Source organism: Stenotrophomonas sp. K-6, from assembly GCF_056861555.1.
Window position 1 is genome coordinate 216,065 of sequence record NZ_JBSPUC010000001.1, and the last position, 17,668, is coordinate 233,732.

Genomic DNA, 17,668 nt, shown 5'->3' on the forward strand with positions numbered 1-17,668 from the left:
TCGTTTGTGGTGCGGTCCTTGTCGTGGCTGCTGTTGTTCGCCTGGCTGGGTGCCGCGCCGCTCGCCCTCGGGCAGGCCTCGGATCCGGCCCCGGATCCCGCCAAGCAGCTGGTCCAGGCCGAAAAAGCGCTCCGCGCCACCAGCGACGCGCTGGAAGATGCGGGCACCACGGAAACACTGAAGGCGCTCTCCGACCGCGCCTTGGCCGTCCAGCGTGATGCCGACGGCCTGCAGAGTGCCTTGGACCCGCAGCTTCAGCAGGTGGATGCCCGGCTTGAGCAGCTTGGCCAGGTCGCCGAGGGCACCATCGAACCAGCCGAGGTGAGCCGGCAGCGCAAGGCGCTGAACCAGCAGAAGGCCGACATCACCGCGCAGATCGCCCGCGCCAAGCTCCTTTCCGTGGATGCCAGGCAACTGGGCGAACGCATCGAGAAGATGCGGGTCACCCAGTTCAGCGAACAGCTGAGCCGCAAGGTCGCCTCACCGCTGTCACCGTCGCTGTGGCGCAGCTTCGCCAAGGACGTGCCGGACGATGTGCATCGCCTGGTCATCCTCTACCGCCTGGGCGAAGACGCCGCCCGCAACGCCATTGCCAGGCATGGCTGGAACGCGCCCTTGATCGGGCTGGCGGTCGCACTGGTGATGTTCTTCCTGTTGCGCCTGTGGCTGCGCGCGCTGGGACGTCGCTTTGCCGCCTCCGAGCGCGCACCCGATGGACGCCTGCGCCGCTCTGGCCTGGCGGTGTGGCTGCTGCTGGTCGGCACGTTGTTGCCGGGGCTGGCGGCAGTGGCCCTGGTGGAATCGCTGGATGCGATCGGCGCGATCCCCCCGCGCCTGCAGCAGGTGGCCGAGACCTTCGAGGTGGCCACCTTCGTGGCGGCCTTCATCGCCGCGCTCAGTGCCTGCCTGCTGGTCCCCAAGCGGCCATCGTGGCGGCTGCTGTCGCTGGATGACAGCGCGGCGTTGCGGCTGCGGAAGTACGCCTGGGGCGCGGCCGGCCTGACCTGGCTGAGCATCATGCTGGTCGCCCTCGACCGTGCCGCCCGCACCAGCGAGGTGACCACGGTGGCCGCCGATGGGTTGATGGCGCTGACCTACATGGGGCTGATCATCGCGATCCTGACTTCGCTGGCACGCATGCACAACCGCCAGGCAGCCGAAGCCGCCGAAGCCGAAGCACGTGCCGATCCCCGCGCCGGTGGCGATGGCAAGGTGCGGGGGGCGCCACGCCGCAGTGGCTGGATCGTGCTGGCGCGTCTGGTCGGCCACATCGCCGTGGCCGCGGCAGTGATCGCCACCCTGCTGGGGTACCTCAACTTCGCCCTGTTCGTGGCCCAGCAGCTGGTCTGGGTCGCGGTGGTGTTCATGGCGGTCTCGCTGCTGCTCAAGTTCGCCGATGACCTGGCCACCTGGATGCTCGCGCCCAGCAGCCGTGCCGGGCAGACCATCGTATTGACCACCGGGCTCAGCGAGTCACGGGTGGAGCAGGCCGGCGTCCTGCTCTCGGCCGTGCTGCGGGTCGCGGTGATCCTGCTGGGCGTGCTGATGCTGGCCGCGCCGTTCGGCAACCTCAACGCCTTCCTGGGCGGGCTGGACTCGTTGTCCGGCGGCCTGAAGATCGGTGAGACCACGCTCAGGCCGGGGGGCGTGCTGTATGCGGTGCTGGTGTTCCTGGTCGTGTGGGCGGTGATGCAGACCTTCCAGCGCTGGCTGAGCGACACCTACCTGCCCAAGACCGAGCTCGATGCTGGTGCGCGCAACTCGATCAGCACCGTCACCCGCTATCTCGGCATCATCGCCGCGGTGCTGTGGGGCGTCACCGCGCTGGGGATTGGCCTGGAAAAGCTGGCACTGGTGGTCAGCGCGCTGTCGGTGGGTATCGGTTTCGGTCTGCAGGCGATCACCCAGAACTTCGTCTCGGGCCTGATTCTGCTGGCCGAGCGGCCAGTGAAGATCGGCGACTGGGTCAAGCTGGGCGACCAGGAAGGCGATATCAAGCGCATCAGCGTGCGCTCGACGGAAATCCAGGTGGGCGACAAGTCCACCTTGATCGTGCCCAACTCCGAGCTGATCACCAAGACCATCCGCAACATGACGATGGGCAACGCGCAGGGCCGGATCCAGATCCAGTTCTCGGTGCCGTTGAACACCGATGTGGCCGCGTTGCGCCAGATCCTGCTGGATGCCTACACCGAGCACCCGGGCGTGCTCAGCGATCCGGCGCCGTCGGTGTTCATCGACTCGATCGCCAATGGCCAGATCGCGATCAACAGCTTCGCCTACGTGTCAGGCCCGCGGGCGGTGTACGGCGCGCGCAGCGAGCTGTACTTCACGGTGCTGCAGACGTTCGCCGAGGCCGGGATTGCGCTGTCCTCGCCCACCGACATCCATCTCGTGCGTGATCCGGCGGCGCCTGACCCGCACGCGTAAGCGCAACCGACGACGGATGGATACCGACCGTCGACAGCCCCCGATGTCGGCCGGGGGGGGGCCGGGTCAGCCGCGGTTGCCGCGGCGCGACGGCACCAGCGCGAAGGTATCCACGGCGAGCTTCTCGGCGTGGTTCAACCAGGCGCGCACTTCCAGATCATCGACCTCGTGGTCCAGACCAAAGCTCAGGTTGACGCGGCCGTCGGCATCGGGCTGTACCCACTGCTGGGCGACCACCACCTTGCGCTGCGAGGACACCGCTTCGATCCAGAAACCGCGGTCCGGTGACTGCTTGGTCACCAGTTGCACCATGTACTGACCGGCGCGGGTGCGGCGGCCTTTGTGGGTGATCATGTGCGCTTGGCGGATGCTCGGGCGCGGGCCGTTGAACGGATCCAGTGGGCCGTCCACCGCCACGCCACCGCGCAGCTGGTCATCGCGGAACAGCTTGATGCCCTTGTCCTGGTTGACCAGCATCGCGCACCAGTCACCATCGGCCGAGCCGTCTTCGAACGCGGTGCAGCGATCCACGTAGGCCAGCGTATTGGACGGATCGGCCAGATCGAACTGCTTGGAGGTGTTCTCCAGGTAGACCGATTTCAGGTCCCAGTGCTTGTCGTACTCCAGCAGCACCGGCGGCTGCACATGCTGCAGGCCGATCACCACCTGGTTGTCGTCATCGATGCGCAGCTGGCGGGTCTTGTCGCCCAGCCACAGCGAGCGCGAGAACGCCAGGTAACGCGGATAGTCCTTGCCGTTGTCACGGAACACGGCGGCACTGGCACTGTCCGAGCGCTCCGGATGCAGCAGCGAGCGGCCGAAGCCGATCGAATCGATGGCCGGATCGATCAGGCTCAACAGGGTGGCGCCCGAATCCAGCGTCGAACCGGCCGGCGCGGTCAGCTGGCGCGGGGCGATGTCCTTGCCCAGGAACAGCAGCAGGTTCTCGCGGTCCTGCTTGGCCAGGATGTGGCTGAGATCGTTCGGCATGGCCAGGTGATCGGAGGCGATCACGATCAAGGTGTCTTCGCCATACGGGCTGGCCTGGATGCGGTCGACCAGCTTGGCGATCAGCCCGTCGGTGCACTTGAGCGCATTGAGCATGCCGATGTTGCCGTGCTCGCTCTTGTAGCGGGTGCCCTTGCAGGCTACCGGCAGGTGACCCGCAGGATGATGGGTGTCCATGGTCAGCGTGGTGAGCATGAACGGCTCGCCCTTGCGCGAGAGCTGCACGAAGCGGTCGTATGCCTTGTCCAGCAGCACATCGTCATGCACGCCCCACGGCGAGAAATGCGCGCGGGTGATCTTCTGCTGCTTGAACCAGGCCAGGTCGTCAACGGTATCGAAGCCATGCGTGGCCAGGAACTGGCCCTTGCCGGCGAACTGGCCGTTGGCCCCGCCCAGGTAGTGATTGGTGTAGCCCTGCTGCTTGAGGTAGTCGCCCAGGCAGACCGCTTCTGGCAGGAAGCTGCCCATGCGGCCCATGCTGTTTTCGTCTTCCTTGGCGGTGGTCAGCGGCACACCGCACATCGAGGAGACCAGGCCGGCGATGGTCCAGCCACCGCCTTCTGCCGAGACCAGCCCGCGCACGTCCAGCGACTGCGCGGCCAGCCGGTTGATGTTGGGCATCAGGTCCGGGAAGGTTTCTTCATTGAGATAGGTGCGCTCCAGGCTTTCGCCGTAGATCCACACGATGTTGCGCGGCTTGGTCAGCGGCTGCGTCGGCACGCGGTATTCGGCCTTGACCATGCTGTAGTCCACCGGGCGCATCTGCTGGTACAGACGCTGGGCATCGGTGTACAGCGGGCTCACCACGATGGCGACGAACCACATGGCCATGAAGCCGGCAAACACCGCCTTGCCATGCGCGGGGCGGCGCCGAGGACGCAGGCGCGCCAGCAGCAAGGGGGTGAGCGAGACGAGGGCCAGCGCGATGAAGCCGGCGATGTACTGTTTGAAGTCGGCGACACCGGCGCCTTCCATGTCCGCGCCGAGGTGGTACAGCGTGGCTGCATTGAGACCGTCACCGGACAACTTGTTGATCAACCACCATGCGCTGAGCGTCAGCAGCAGCAATGACATCAGGCTTGCCTTCCACCACACCCATTTGTCAGATGCGAGGAACAGCCAGGTGAGCAGCAACAGTGACAGCAGCAGGATCCAGAGCATAAGCACTTTTGGCAGTGGAGACAGGTGGTGATGGACGTCATGACGACGCAGTTCCCATCCGACCGGCTGTCTCAACCACACATGCATGACAAGCCGATGACTGGATCATGCCTGCACGAACCTGACTGAAATGTTTGTTGAAAACGACATACTTGATCACGCATCGCACTGCGATATGCGACGTAAAACGCGCGTGAAGAAGCACGCGCGATGCACTGCGTCACGCGTTCTGCGTCCCGTCGTTTTCGTTGTGCTTGAATGCGCGACGCGCGTGGTGAGCGCGTCAACGGTGCCCGCGTTCTTCCTTCGAGCGCGCACGGCGATCAAAGATCAGCGCACTGAGGATGATGCCCAGGCCGAGGAACACACCAATCAACATCAAGGTGAATGCGATGGCTGGATAGCCGAACAGATGCCAGCCGGTATCGACTTTCATCATCATCGCCGCGGCGAGTATCAGTGCAGCAGTGACGATGCCGGCAGAGACGCGGTTGGCGATCTTCTGCAGGTTCTCCATCAGGCGTGATTCTTCCAGCCCGGTGACTTTCATCTGCAGGCGGTTCTCGGCGAGCAGCGCGAGGATGTCGGTCATCTTGCGCGGCCCATCGCGCAGCAGCTGTTGGATCTCCATCGCTTCGCTGGCCAGATTGGCTTTGGACAGTGACTTCTTCAGGCGTGCGCGCATCACGTGCTGCAGCTGTTTCTCCACGATGCGGCGCGTATCCAGGTCCGGCGACAGCAGTCGGCAGACGGTTTCCAGATTCAGCAGCGCCTTGCCGAGCAGGCTCAGCTCCGGCGGGGTACGCAGGCCGCTGGCGGTGGCGATGCGCACCAGGTCCAGCACCACGCGGCCCTCGGAGAAGCTGCTGTTGGCGGCATAGCGCGCGATGATCTGCCCTGTCTCACGCAGATACCGTTCCTCATCGAAGAACTCCAGCCGCGTACTGATCCCGATGATCTCATCGGCGACTTCCTCGCCGCGTCCATCCACTGCCGCGAACAGCAGTTTGAGCAGCCGCTCGCGCAGCCGAGGGGGCATGTGCGCGACCATGCCCAGGTCGAAGATCGCCAAGCGACCCGCCGGTGTCACGCGCAGGTTTCCCGGATGGGGGTCGGCATGGATCTCACCATGCACGAAGATCTGGTCCACATACCCCCGGATCAGCGCAGCGGCGAGCGGGGCCATCGGCTGCTCGGTGCGGCGCACGTCGGGGATCATGTCCACCCGCACGCCTTGTGCCAGCTCCATGGTCAGCACGCGATGGCTGCAGTAGTCCCAGACCGGCTGTGGCACCCACAGCGGCTTGAACGGCTTGAGGTGCTGGCCGAAGCGCTGCAGGTTCTCCGCTTCGGCCTGGTAGTCCAGCTCCTGCATCAGTGTCTTGGCGAACTCATTGAGCCAGTCGCGCAGGCGCACGCGGCGGCCCACTTGGGTAAGGTGATCCGCGGCCAGCGCGAAGCTGCGCAGCACCTCCAGGTCCGAGCGCAGCTGTGCGGCGACCTCCGGCTTCTGCACCTTGACCGCCACCTGACGCCCGTCATGCAGTTCGGCGCGGTGGACCTGGGCGATCGAGGCGCAGCCCAGCGGGACCGGATCAAAGCTGGCGAACAGCTTGGAGACCGAAGCGCCGAGCTCCTGTTCGATGATGGCCGAGATGCGCTCGACGGGGATCGGCGCGACCTTCTCCTGCATGCGCTCCAGCGCCGTGGCGAATTCCACCGGCACCATGTCCGGGCGGGTGGAAAGCATCTGGCCCAGTTTGACGAAGGTCGGCCCCAGCGATTCCAGATCGGTGACGAACTGTTCCGGGTTCCCGTCCGGCGGCACATCGTGGACCGCGCGTGCGTCCAGGTTCATGCCGGAAAACACGCCGGAATTACGGTAGCGCAACAGCAGGCGCAGGATCTGGCTGCGGCGGTTCATGCCCTTGACCAGCGACGGCGAACCGGGAACGACGGGCGTGGTATTCAAGCAGGACTCCGGGGCGACGATCACCGGCAGTGTGGCCGGGTGTCGGTGGTGGGCTGGTGAATCCGCGCCGGCTACCGCGCAAGGGCGCAGATCGGTCAGAATCGGCGCTTCCGCCTCCTCCTTTGGATCCACCATGGCCGGTGCCAGTCTGTTCGCGTTGCTCGATGATATTGCGTCCCTGCTGGATGACGTGGCGGTGCTGACCAAGGTGGCGGCCAAGAAGACCGCCGGCGTGCTCGGCGACGACCTGGCGCTGAACGCCCAGCAGGTGACCGGCGTCAGCGCCAACCGGGAGCTGCCGGTGGTCTGGGCGGTGGCCAAGGGCTCGCTGGTGAACAAGGCGATCCTCGTGCCGGCCGCGCTGGCGATCAGTGCCTGGCTGCCCTGGGCGATCACCCCGCTGATGATGATCGGCGGCGCGTTCCTCTGCTACGAGGGGGTGGAGAAGCTGGCGCACCGCTTCCTGCACTCGCGCGATGAGGATGAACAGCGCAAGGCCGAGCGGGTCAAGGCCTTGGCGGACGAGAAGGTGGACATGGTCGCGTGGGAGAAGGACAAGGTGAAGGGCGCGATCCGCACCGACTTCATTCTGTCGGCGGAGATCATCGTGCTGTCGCTGGGCGTGGTGTCCAGCGCCCCCTTCCTCAACCAGGTCACCGCCCTGGTGGTGATCGCGCTGGCGATGACCGTGTTTGTTTACGGACTGGTCGCCGGCATCGTCAAACTCGACGATCTGGGCCTGTATCTGTCCAAGAAGGGGGCTGCGCTGGCCGCGATCGGCCGGGGCCTGCTGGTGGCCGCACCGTGGCTGATGAAGTTCCTCTCGGTCGCCGGAACCGCGGCCATGTTCCTGGTCGGCGGTGGCATCCTGGTGCACAGCATCGCGCCCCTGCATCACGCCATTCTGGAGATGGGGGGCGATGGCAGCTGGGGCTGGTTGATCAACGCGCTGGGCAACGTGATCGTCGGCGTGGTGATCGGCGCGGTGGTGCTGGGCGCGGTCACCGCATTCCAGAAGCTGCGCGGGGCCAAGCCGGCGCACTGAAGCTCGGCCCGCTCAGGCCGATTCCCACCCGCGCAGGGCCTCCAGCTCGGCGCGGGCACGCGCCAGCCGGCGCCCGGAGAGTACATCGATCGCGCGCTGCAGCCGCGGCGAGGCCGGCGCGCGCTGTACCCACTGACGTGCAGCCACCATCGCGGCGATCATGGCCAACGTTCCCGCACCCAGCGATACCAGCAGCCACGGCGTGGCGACGGCGCCCAGATCCACGTGCCAGGCCTGCCATGCCACCAGCACCGGCACCGCCAGCCACAGCCAGCACCACGGCAGGCCGAGCAGCAGTTCGGTCAGTGCGGTGTGCCAGCGCAGCGTGGCCAGGTGGTGCGATTGCTCCACGACAGCAAGGGTGGGGTGCAGCTGGCGTCGGCGCTGCAGGCGGGTGATGCTGACGATGATGGCCGCGATGCAGTACGCGTGCAGGGACAGCGCACTGAGCATCACCGCCAGCGGCGGTTGCTGCCACCACTGGCTGCCGCAGTACACCGCCACGGCCAGCCAGATCGCCAGCTGCAGCCACTGCCAGAGGCTGAAGGCCCCCAGCTGATGCTGTACGGCCCGTTGCCGATGGCTGCGCCACGCATCCAGCGCGAAGGCCTCCTGCGCATCGGCGGCGTCGTTGCTGCGGTTCCACAGCTGCTTGAGTTCATCCGGTTGCATGGCGGTTCCCTCAGTCGGTGGGGTTCAAGCGGGTACGCAGTTGCTGGCGCACACGGTGCAGGCGGGTGGAAACATTGGCAATGCTGATGCCCAGCACCTCGGCCATCTGCCGATGGTCGTGATCATCCAGGTGCAGCAGCATCAGGGCGCGGTCCAGCGGTGGCAGCGCGTGGATGGCGAGCTCGAGCTGGCGCAGCGCGTGGCGCTGTTCGGGCGGCGCGGCGTCGTCCACCGCGGGCAGATCGTCGTCCAATGGTGCGTGGTGGCCCTGCCGGTGCTGCTGGCGACGCCACTGCGAAATCGCCACATTGAGCGCCACCCGGTACAGCCAGGTCGAGAAGCGTGCCCGCGAAGGATCGAACGCCTCGAACGCCGCCCACGCCTGCACGCTGATCTCCTGGACCAGATCCAGTCGATCCTCCGGGTGGTGGCAGTAGCCACGCGCCACCTTCACCACAATGCCGCGGTGCTGCTCCAGCAGCGCGGCGAAACGCGTGCGTGGATCGTCGGCGGTACGGGGCAGGGTCATGTCCATACCCAAGTGATTCGCGCCAGTGCGCCGGCTATCACAGCCACCGGATTAGCGCGCCGGCTCGGCAGCCTGCACGCGGTTCTTGCCAACGCGCTTGGCCGCGTACAGCGCGGTATCGGCACGGCGCAACAGCGCGTCCGCCGCTTCGGCGGGCTGCCATTGCGCCAGACCGGCACTGAAATGCACCGGCACCCGTTGTTCGTTCAGCGGCAGCGGGCGCTGTGCCAGCGAGCGTTGCAGCCGCAGCAGCGTGGACATGCTGTCCGCCGCCGGCGTTTCCGGCAGCAGCAGGACAAACTCGTCACCGCCCAGCCGTGCGATCGCATCGCTGCTGCGCAGGTGCAGCTGACAGACCTCGACCAGATGGCGCAGCACGGCATCGCCGCCGGCGTGGCCGTACTGGGTGTTGGTCTGATGGAAATCGTCCAGGTCCAGCAGCGCCAGTGCCAGCGGATGACCGTGGCGCGCCGCCCGCGCCATCTCGCGCTCAAGCAGTTCATCCAGCCCGCGCCGGTTGAGCGCACCGGTCAACGGATCGGTGCGGACCAGCCCGGAGACGTCACGCAACTCCTGCTCCAGCTCGGCGATGCGCTGCTCGGCCTGCTCCACCTCGCGGCGTGCATTGCCCAGGTGGTCGCGCGCCTGCAACGCCTGTTCCTGCACCCGGCCGGTATCCACCAGCACGTCCTGCAACAGCTGGTTGAGATCGGCGATGCTGCGGGCTTCCTTCAGGGCCAGCGCATAGCTGCTGATGCGATCGTGGTATTCGCCGGTGCTGACCGCCATGCCATCCAGGCGCTCGATGAAGCCGCCCATGACGTTTTTCATCGCCGCCTTGGACTCCACGATCCCCTGTTTGAGCAGGCCCTGCTTGTAGATCACCTCGCGCAGGTTGGCGCGCGCCTGTTCCACCGAGTCGCGATCCAGCGGTCCGCCGATCAGCGAGCGCACCGCGTGCACCTGACCATGCAGCCAGCTGCTGTCATCCAGCAGCTCGCCGATGTTGTCCAGCAGCAGATCGAACAGGCTCAGCAGCAGCTCCTGCTGCTCCTGCCAGCCATCGCTGCGCACGCCGATCTGATGGGAGAGCTCGCGCAGCCGCACTTCGATCGGCTGTAGCGGTTGGCCGGGATGCCAGCGGTGCACCTCGCCGGCAAGCTGCCCGGGCTCCTCGCGCAACTCGGGCATGTTCTGCAGCAGGCTGGCCACGGTCACCCCGAGGGTGTGCCGCAGCAGCTCACGCAGGCGCAGGCTGTCGGGTTGGCCGTCGGGCGTTTCCTGCTCGATGGTGCGGATGTACTTGTCGATCAGCTGGCGCATCGCGCGCCCGTAGCTGACCCAGTCGCCGCTGCGTTGCGCCGATTGCAGGCGCAGGCCCATGTCGCCCAGCTCGCCGGGCAGGGTGGACATGCCATTGGCAAACGCGCCCAGCAGGGGCTCGGGGCTGTCGATCCCGGCAAACAGGCGCTGCAGCATCGCGCTGCTGCCGCCCTTCAGGACCGGGGCCGGTTCACTGCGCGTCTCCACCGCGGTCCCCACGCTCTGCCGCCGCGACAGCAGCCGCCCGACAGCAGTGCCGGGGCTGGGGGGAGGGTCGTGCGGGTCCGTCATGCGGCAGGTCCTTGCAGGGCACGGCCGGGGGCCGGAGCGGTGGAGAGGTTGGAACAGTATCGGCGCAGTCCGGTCACGCTTGAACCGATCCTGCATGGCAGGATGGTAAGCACGAGCCAGGCAGGAGAATGCGATGAAGGTGATGCTGGTGGGCGCGACCGGATTGGTCGGCAGTCACGTCCTGCGGCAGTTGCTGGAGGACCCGCGCTGCGATGCGGTGGTTGCCCCGACCCGACGCCCGGTAGGCATCACCGATGCCGCGCTGGTCAATCCGGTGGTGGACTTCGAGCAGCTGCCGGCCGAGGCCGAGTGGTGGGCCGTGGATGCCGTCATCTGCGCGCTGGGCACCACGATCAAGCAGGCCGGCAGCCAGGCGGCCTTCGCGCGGGTCGACCATGACGCGCCGCTGGCGGTGGCGCGGCTGGCGCGGGCGCAAGGCGCGCATGCCTTCGCGTTGAACTCGGCGATGGGCGCCGACCCGGGCGCGCGGATCTTCTACAACCAGGTCAAAGGCCGGCTGGAGCAGGACCTGCGGGCACTGGGCTTCCCCTCCCTGACCCTGGTCCGCCCCGGGCTGATCGGGGGCGAGCGTGCCGAGCGGCGCACCGGCGAGCATCTGGCCAGCCTGGTGCTGGGCGTACTCGGCCCGGTCCTGCCGCGTGCCTGGCGGATCAATCCGGCCGGGATCATCGCGGCCGCGCTGGTCGAGGCAGCCCTGGTGCCGACGCCGGGCGTGACGATCGTCGGTTCGGCCGAGCTGGTGGAGCGGTGAGCCGTTGACGGCCGGATGCGCGGCCACCGGGCCACTGCGCTACCCTTTCTGCCCCTCAAGCGGTCCCTGCCATGTCCGTCGACAAGAACCAACGCGATCTCGAAGCCGGTATCCACACCGATCTGGAGGGGCGGCTGACCTACGGCGGTTACCTGCGCCTGGATCAGCTGCTGTCGGCCCAGCAGCCGCTGTCCAACCCGCCGCATCACGACGAAATGCTGTTCATCATCCAGCACCAGACCTCGGAGCTGTGGCTGAAGTTGTTGGCGCACGAGCTGCGCGCGGCGATCGGCTTCCTGCAGCGCGATGAGGTCTGGCAGTGCCGCAAGGTGCTGGCGCGCAGCAAGCAGGTGCTGCGTCAGCTGACCGAGCAATGGTCGGTGCTGGAGACGCTGACCCCTTCGGAGTACATGGGCTTCCGCGATGTGCTGGGCCCGTCCTCGGGCTTCCAGTCGCTGCAGTACCGCTACATCGAGTTCCTGCTGGGCAACAAGAACGCGCAGATGCTGCAGGTGTTCTCGCACGATCCGGCCGGCCAGGCCCAGCTGCAGGAGGTGCTTGATGCCCCGAGCCTGTATGAGGAGTTCCTGCGCTACCTGGCCCGCTTTGGCCATCCGGTCCCGGCCGGCTATCAGGGCCGCGACTGGCAGCAGCCGCACGTGGCCGACGATGCGCTGCACCCGGTGTTCGAGCGGATCTACCAGAACACCGACCGCTTCTGGCGCGAGTATTCGCTGTGCGAAGACCTGGTCGATCTGGAGACCGCCTTCCAGTTGTGGCGCTTCCGCCACATGCGCACGGTGATGCGGGTAATCGGGTTCAAACGCGGCACCGGCGGCTCCAGCGGGGTCGGCTTCCTGCGCCAGGCGCTGGAGCTGACCTTCTTCCCGGAACTGTTCCAGGTGCGCACCACGATCCGCAACGACGACCCGATGCCGCCGGACGCGTGATCGAGCACGAGCGCCAATAAGCCTATTCATATTTGCTGCATCTATAACCCCTACCGTGCGGCAGGCCCCGCCGTTGCTGCGCTGACGGTTCCACCCCGGCAGTTTCAGATGCAAGTTCAGCGACCGTGCCGCCAGCTGCGGGGATCGGTGTGTATTTGACGTGAACGCGTTTGTTCTGGGATTCTCCCGAGTTGTTTCGCACATCGGACGTGCATGTCTTCCACCGAACCCAGGAATCCCGCATGAGCGTAGACGCCGCCGCGAAATCCGTTCCCGAACCGGCGTTGCCGGAGTTCAAGACCCTCTTGGGCCATCCGCGTCCCTTGTGGATGCTGTTCATGGCCGAATTCTGGGAACGCTTTGCGTTCTACGGCATCCGGTGGGCGATGGTGTTGTACATCGTGGCCCAGTTCCATGGCGGCGAAGCCTCCGGTGAAAAGCCGGCAAGCGAGCTGTATGGCGCCTACCTGGCGCTGGTGTATGCCGGTGCCATCTTCGGCGGCTATGTCGCTGACAAACTGATTGGTTTCCAGCGCTCGATCCTGCTGGGCGCGCTGTTCATGGCGGTCGGCCTGTTCATGCTGGCCTCGCCGACCGAGCTGCTGTTCAAGCTCGGCCTGGCGACCATCATCGTCGGCAACGGTCTGTTCAAGCCGATCATTTCGACCCTGGTCGGCAAGCTGTACCTGCAGGGTGACGTGCGCCGCGATTCGGGCTTCACGATCTTCTACATGGGCATCAACCTCGGCGCGATGATCGCCCCGGTGATCACCGGCTGGCTTGCCCGTGAGATCTTCGGTACCGATGCGATGCCGCATTACCAGGTGGTGTTCATCTCCGCCGGCGTGGGCATGCTGGTCAGCCTGGTCTGGTTCTGGCTGGGCCGTCGCCAGCTCAAGGGCATCGGCGAACCGGCCCCGGGCCAGGAGAGTGTCGGCCGCGTGGGCATGGTGGCCGTGCTGGGCGCCATCATCGGCATTCCGCTGTTCTACTTCCTGCTCACCATTGACGCACAGGCCCTGCAGGCCCTGCTGATGGCGCTGTTCGTGGTGCCGGCGGTGATGCTGCTGATCGAAGGTGTCCGCGGCGGCAGCGTGAGCCGCGACAAGGTCATCGCGATGCTGGTGATCTTCGTGTTCAACGTGCTGTTCTGGATGTTCTTCGAGCAGGCCGGCAGCTCCTTCACCTTCCTGGCCGACCGCATCGTCAACCGCGAGTTCGGCGACTGGACCTTCCCGCTGGAATGGTTCCAGTCGGTGAACTCGATCGCGATCATCACCCTGGCGCCGATCCTGGCCTGGCTGTGGGTCAAGATGGGCAAGGCCAATCCGTCGATTCCGCGCAAGTTCGGCCTGGGCCTGGTGTTCAACGGCCTGGCCTTCCTGCTGCTGATGGTGGCCCTGTCGAGCATGGTCGATGGCGCCGGCAAGATCCCGTTCTGGACCTTGTTCATGGTGTACGTGATCCAGTCCGTCGGTGAGCTGTGCCTGTCGCCGATCGGTCTGTCGATGACCACCAAACTGGCTCCGGCCCGTCTGGGCGGCATGGCGATGGGTTGCTGGTTCCTGTCGATCGCCATCGGCAACAATCTGGCGGGCATCTTCGCCGGTCGGGTCAGTGGCGAAGGTGGCATGACCGTGCAGTCGGCACAGTCCGGTTACACCTTCGGCTTCATCGCCCTGGTCGGCTCCGGCGTGCTGCTGTTCCTGGTCGCGCCGCTGATCAACAAGCTGATGCACGGCGTCAAGTGAGGTCTGCCATGCGCATGAAAGCAGCGGCAATGTCGATGATCGTGGCCGGCCTGCTGGCCGCCTGTTCGCCGTCGTCGACGCCCACCGCTGCGCCTGCGCAGCCGCTGGATACCTCCGAGCAGAAGGCCCCGGTCGCCGATCCCGGCGAACCGGTGGCCTCGGGCAACACCCCGGCCGCGGCGGACATCGCCGCGATCGCGGCGCTCAACGCCCAGTTTGATCCGGCCCGCGATCCGGTCGCCGATCTGGCCACGGCCAAGGTCGAGGCCCAGCGCGGCGGCAAGCGGATCATCCTGGATGTGGGCGGTGAGTGGTGCCCGTGGTGCCATCTGATGGACGGCTTCATCGAGGGCGATGCGCAGATCCGCAGCTTCCGTGATGCGAACTATGTCTGGATGAAGGTCAACTACAGCGAAGACAACGAGAACGCGGCGTTCCTGTCGCAGTTCCCGGCAGTGAAGGGCTATCCGCACCTGTTCGTGCTCGATGCCGACGGCAAACTGCTGCACTCGCAGTTCACCGGTGAGCTGGAGGCGGACAAGGGGCAGAAGAAGGGCTACGACCGTGGCCGCTTCTTCGCCTTCATGAAGCAATGGGCGCCACCCAAGGCGTCGTGATCGAAAAAGCCGCGGATTCCGCGGCTTTTTTTTGCGCGCGTGGTGAACCTTTCCAGACGGCCCTCAACTTCCGCGCCAACCTGCCGTTACCTCCAAGGACCTCATGCCGCGCTGTTCGTGGCGGACAACCGACGGAATCCACACATGCAGCCGGGCACCAGCGACAGCACCACCGACGTTTCCCTTGATGCGCCGGCCGGCGTGAGCCTGCCGCCGGTCGATGTGCTGCTTGATGACCAGACCGCGCCGGATGCGCTGGATGCCGAGGTGGACACCCCGGCGCCGGGCGCGATCCGTTACCGCCTGCCGATGGTGTCCGTGCCCGACAACGTGCTGCTCAAAGCGGCCGTGCAGAAACTGGTCGAGCAGAAAATGCAGCTGGACGCGCTCGCGCGCCAGGGCACGCTGCCCGGCCTGATTCCTGCCGAGTGGCAGGGCAGCGGCATCCGTGGGGTGGACCTGCAGGGCTTCGTGCTGAGCGTGGTCCCGTTCCTGCAGAACGCCGGCAAGGACGAAACCGCGCCGGCCCGTCTGCCACTCAAGCATGTGCTGGGCGATGCCGGGCGCTGGGATCAGCACGATGTCGCCGAGCCAAAATCGCTGGCGTTCTTCCTGGCCAGCGATGATCGCGCCAGTGCCGGTGTGAAAGATCCTGCCGAGGCGTACCTGGTCGGTGCGCTCGGTCTGGCCTGGGCACACGAGGGGCGTACCCGTCCTGGCTTCCTGCGCGCGATGGGCTACGACAGCATGGCTGCGCGCGTGCATATGCTGCCGTACCCGGCTGCAGGGCAGCTGGCGCTGTACAGCGTCACCGCGCATGGCGTGACCCAGATCTGGTGCGTGATGGACCGTCGCAAGGTGCGGCCCTTGCTGGCGCCCTGGATCAGCGTGCCGCTGCTGACCGCCTATGGCGTGAGCGCTCCGCAGACCTGGCCGACCAGCTTCCCGGCCGTGGATGAGGTGGCAGCGATGCTGGCCACCGCGCGCACCGGCAAGGGGCCGGTGGAGGCGGACCTGACCAAGGTCGCGGCCAAGGTCGCGCAGGACGCATCGGCAGAGACCTGGATGCCGGTCAGCCTGCTCCAGGTCGGGACCTGGTCACCGCGCTGGCGCTACTTCATGGCCGTGTTCATCGGCCTGCCGTCACTGCTGCTGGTGGTCGCCGCACTGGCCCTGCCAGGCGCGATCGAGGCGGCGGCAGTGGCCGCCTCGCTGGGCTTTGCCGCCGGCGCCATCGGCGCCCTGGCCGCGCCGTGGGTGCATGCGCGGCGCAAGCACCTCAGCTGAGCCGCAACGACCAACGGTCGCTGCCTACTCGTCCATCCGCTGCAGGCCGTCCCCGGCCAGGCGCAGGATCAGCGTTTCCAGCAGCTGCTCCTCTTCTTCGCTGAGCACGGACATCAGCTTGCGGGTGATATCGATCACCAGCGGGGCGATGGTCTCGTACACCTCGAACCCGGCGGCCGACAGCGCCAGCACCGAGCGGCGACGGTCGTCGCCATGGGTTTCACGTTTGATGAAGCCGCGTTCGAGCAGTCTGGCCACGGCGCGGCTGACCGCGACCTTGTCCATCGCCGTGCGATCGGACACCTCGCTGGCCGACGAGCCCGGGTACAGCGCCAGGACCGTGATCACCCGCCACTCGGGGATCGCCAGGCCATAACGGTCCCCGTACAGCTTGGCGATGTTGCCGCTGACGCGGTTGGACAGAACGCTCAGCCGGTAAGGCAGGAACTGCTCCAGATCGAGCAGGGCGTGCGAGGCGCGGATGCTGTGACTGCTGGGATCGGGCGGGCTCATGCTGCGGTGCACCTTGATGGTGGTTTCATGTGAAACTATAACCTACGTTCCGGACTCCGCATTCTCGCGGGTCTGCCTTCCTACCGCACCTGGTTTTTTCCGATGCGGACTGCTTTGGAGCCACAGCATGACCAGCCAAACGAGCACCGCGTCCTACGCACCCGATCCGGGCATGCAGGTCACCACCTTCGAAAACCCGATGGGCATCGATGGTTTCGAGTTCGTCGAGTTCGCCGCCCCGGCCGGCCGTGGCGCGGAACTGCACGACTATTTCCGCAAGATGGGCTTCACCGCGGTGCTGCGCCACAAGCAGCGTGCGATCACGGTCTATCGCCAGGGCGACGTGAACTTCCTGGTCAATGAAGAGCCGGACTCGTTTGCCTCGGACTTCGCCGACAAGCACGGTCCGTGCGCCTGCGGCTTCGCCATCCGCTTCAAGAAGCCGGGCGATGAGGTCTACCAGATGGCACTGGGCAACGGCGCCGAAGCGATCGATTTCAAGCCTGACACCCGTGCGGTTGCCGCCCCGATCGTCAAGGGCATTGGCGACTGCATGCTGTACCTGGTTGACCGTTACGGCGCCAACGGCAGCATGTTCGACACCGACTACGCGCCGATCGAAGGCGTGGACCCGCGCCCGAAGGGCTTCGGGCTGACCTTCATCGACCACCTGACCCACAATCTGTACTTCGGCAACATGCAGCAGTGGTCGGACTACTACGAGCGCCTGTTCAACTTCCGCGAGATCCGCTACTTCGACATCAAGGGCCTCAAGACCGGCCTGGTGTCCAAGGCGATGACCGCCCCGGACGGCATCGTGCGCATCCCGCTCAACGAATCCTCCGATCCGAAGAGCCAGATCAACGAATACCTCGATGCCTACAAGGGCGAGGGCATCCAGCACATCGCCTGCTTCACCGAGAACATCTACGACACCGTGGAAGCGATGCGCGCCCAGGGCGTGGAGTTCCTCGACACACCGGACACCTACTTCGACGTGATCGACATGCGCGTGCCCAACCACGGTGAAGACGTGGCGCGGTTGGCGAAGAACAAGATCCTGATCGATGCCGACCCGGAAACCCACCAGCGCAAGCTGCTGCAGATTTTCACCACCAACTGCATCGGCCCGATCTTCTTCGAGATCATCCAGCGCAAGGGCAATGAAGGCTTCGGCGAAGGCAACTTCACCGCGCTGTTCGAAAGCATCGAGCGCGATCAGATCAAGCGCGGCGTGCTGTAAGACGCCTGCTGTAAAGCGTCCGGCACCCGTCGGCGTTACGCTTCAACGGTGGCATCCGCGTCCGCGTGGGTGCCACCGGCTGTACCCCCTTGCCATCCACGCCT

Annotated in this window: 14 protein-coding genes; 8 read left to right on the forward strand and 6 right to left on the reverse strand. The window is 66.1% G+C overall.

From position 1 onward, the window contains the following. Nucleotides 1–27 precede the first annotated feature (27 nt). A complete protein-coding gene (locus AC13F7_RS00975) occupies nt 28–2,430 on the forward strand; it encodes a DUF3772 domain-containing protein (RefSeq protein WP_482999471.1) in 2,403 nt (800 codons plus the stop codon). Between the two features lie 66 nt (nt 2,431–2,496). Here AC13F7_RS00975 and AC13F7_RS00980 read toward each other — a convergent pair whose 3' ends face one another. Both AC13F7_RS00980 and AC13F7_RS00985 read right to left on the reverse strand, forming a co-directional pair. Further along, a complete protein-coding gene (locus AC13F7_RS00980) occupies nt 2,497–4,599 on the reverse strand; it encodes a phosphoglycerol transferase I (protein WP_482998969.1) in 2,103 nt (700 codons plus the stop codon). Between the two features lie 283 nt (nt 4,600–4,882). Beyond that, nucleotides 4,883–6,523 (reverse strand): ABC1 kinase family protein, encoded by a 1,641-nt coding sequence (locus tag AC13F7_RS00985; RefSeq protein WP_481467290.1) that lies wholly within the window; start codon nt 6,521–6,523, stop codon nt 4,883–4,885. Between the two features lie 181 nt (nt 6,524–6,704). Here AC13F7_RS00985 and AC13F7_RS00990 point away from each other — a divergent pair, with 181 nt between their 5' ends. After that, a complete protein-coding gene (locus AC13F7_RS00990; protein WP_482998970.1) occupies nt 6,705–7,616 on the forward strand; it encodes a DUF808 domain-containing protein in 912 nt (303 codons plus the stop codon). A 12-nt stretch (nt 7,617–7,628) separates the two neighbouring features. Here AC13F7_RS00990 and AC13F7_RS00995 read toward each other — a convergent pair whose 3' ends face one another. Genes AC13F7_RS00995 through AC13F7_RS01005 form a run of 3 tightly spaced genes read right to left on the reverse strand, consistent with a single transcriptional unit; the run spans nt 7,629 to nt 10,431 of the window. Continuing rightward, entirely contained in the window at nt 7,629–8,288 is a 660-nt protein-coding gene (locus tag AC13F7_RS00995) for a hypothetical protein (protein ID WP_482998971.1), read from the reverse strand. Nucleotides 8,289–8,298: 10 nt separating this feature from the next. Then, a complete protein-coding gene (locus AC13F7_RS01000) occupies nt 8,299–8,817 on the reverse strand; it encodes an RNA polymerase sigma factor (RefSeq protein ID WP_482998972.1) in 519 nt (172 codons plus the stop codon). Between the two features lie 51 nt (nt 8,818–8,868). Further along, nucleotides 8,869–10,431, reverse strand: a complete 1,563-nt coding sequence (locus AC13F7_RS01005) for a GGDEF domain-containing protein (RefSeq protein WP_482998973.1) — start codon at nt 10,429–10,431, stop codon at nt 8,869–8,871. A gap of 133 nt (nt 10,432–10,564) precedes the next feature. Here AC13F7_RS01005 and AC13F7_RS01010 point away from each other — a divergent pair, with 133 nt between their 5' ends. The 5 genes from AC13F7_RS01010 (at nt 10,565) to AC13F7_RS01030 (ending at nt 15,808) form a co-directional block, all read left to right on the forward strand. Next, entirely contained in the window at nt 10,565–11,203 is a 639-nt protein-coding gene (locus AC13F7_RS01010) for an NAD(P)H-binding protein (protein ID WP_481467079.1), read from the forward strand. Between the two features lie 71 nt (nt 11,204–11,274). Beyond that, nucleotides 11,275–12,153 carry a tryptophan 2,3-dioxygenase gene (locus AC13F7_RS01015; protein ID WP_019185279.1) on the forward strand — a complete coding sequence of 293 codons (879 nt, stop codon included), beginning with the start codon at nt 11,275–11,277 and terminating at the stop codon, nt 12,151–12,153. A 242-nt stretch (nt 12,154–12,395) separates the two neighbouring features. Next, on the forward strand, nt 12,396–13,904 hold the full coding sequence (locus tag AC13F7_RS01020) for a peptide MFS transporter (protein ID WP_346472353.1): 1,509 nt from the start codon (nt 12,396–12,398) through the stop codon (nt 13,902–13,904). Nucleotides 13,905–13,912: 8 nt separating this feature from the next. Beyond that, nucleotides 13,913–14,521: a thioredoxin family protein gene (locus tag AC13F7_RS01025; protein WP_482998974.1), complete on the forward strand. Its 609-nt coding sequence runs from the start codon at nt 13,913–13,915 to the stop codon at nt 14,519–14,521. Between the two features lie 144 nt (nt 14,522–14,665). Continuing rightward, nucleotides 14,666–15,808 carry a hypothetical protein gene (locus AC13F7_RS01030; RefSeq protein WP_481467083.1) on the forward strand — a complete coding sequence of 381 codons (1,143 nt, stop codon included), beginning with the start codon at nt 14,666–14,668 and terminating at the stop codon, nt 15,806–15,808. A gap of 24 nt (nt 15,809–15,832) precedes the next feature. Here the strand turns inward: AC13F7_RS01030 and AC13F7_RS01035 are convergent, their stop codons facing one another. Continuing rightward, nucleotides 15,833–16,321: a MarR family winged helix-turn-helix transcriptional regulator gene (locus AC13F7_RS01035; RefSeq protein ID WP_481467085.1), complete on the reverse strand. Its 489-nt coding sequence runs from the start codon at nt 16,319–16,321 to the stop codon at nt 15,833–15,835. 172 nt (nt 16,322–16,493) lie between these two features. Here AC13F7_RS01035 and hppD point away from each other — a divergent pair, with 172 nt between their 5' ends. Then, entirely contained in the window at nt 16,494–17,564 is a 1,071-nt protein-coding gene (gene hppD, locus AC13F7_RS01040) for a 4-hydroxyphenylpyruvate dioxygenase (RefSeq protein WP_482999472.1), read from the forward strand. The last annotated feature ends 104 nt before the right edge of the window (nt 17,565–17,668 follow it).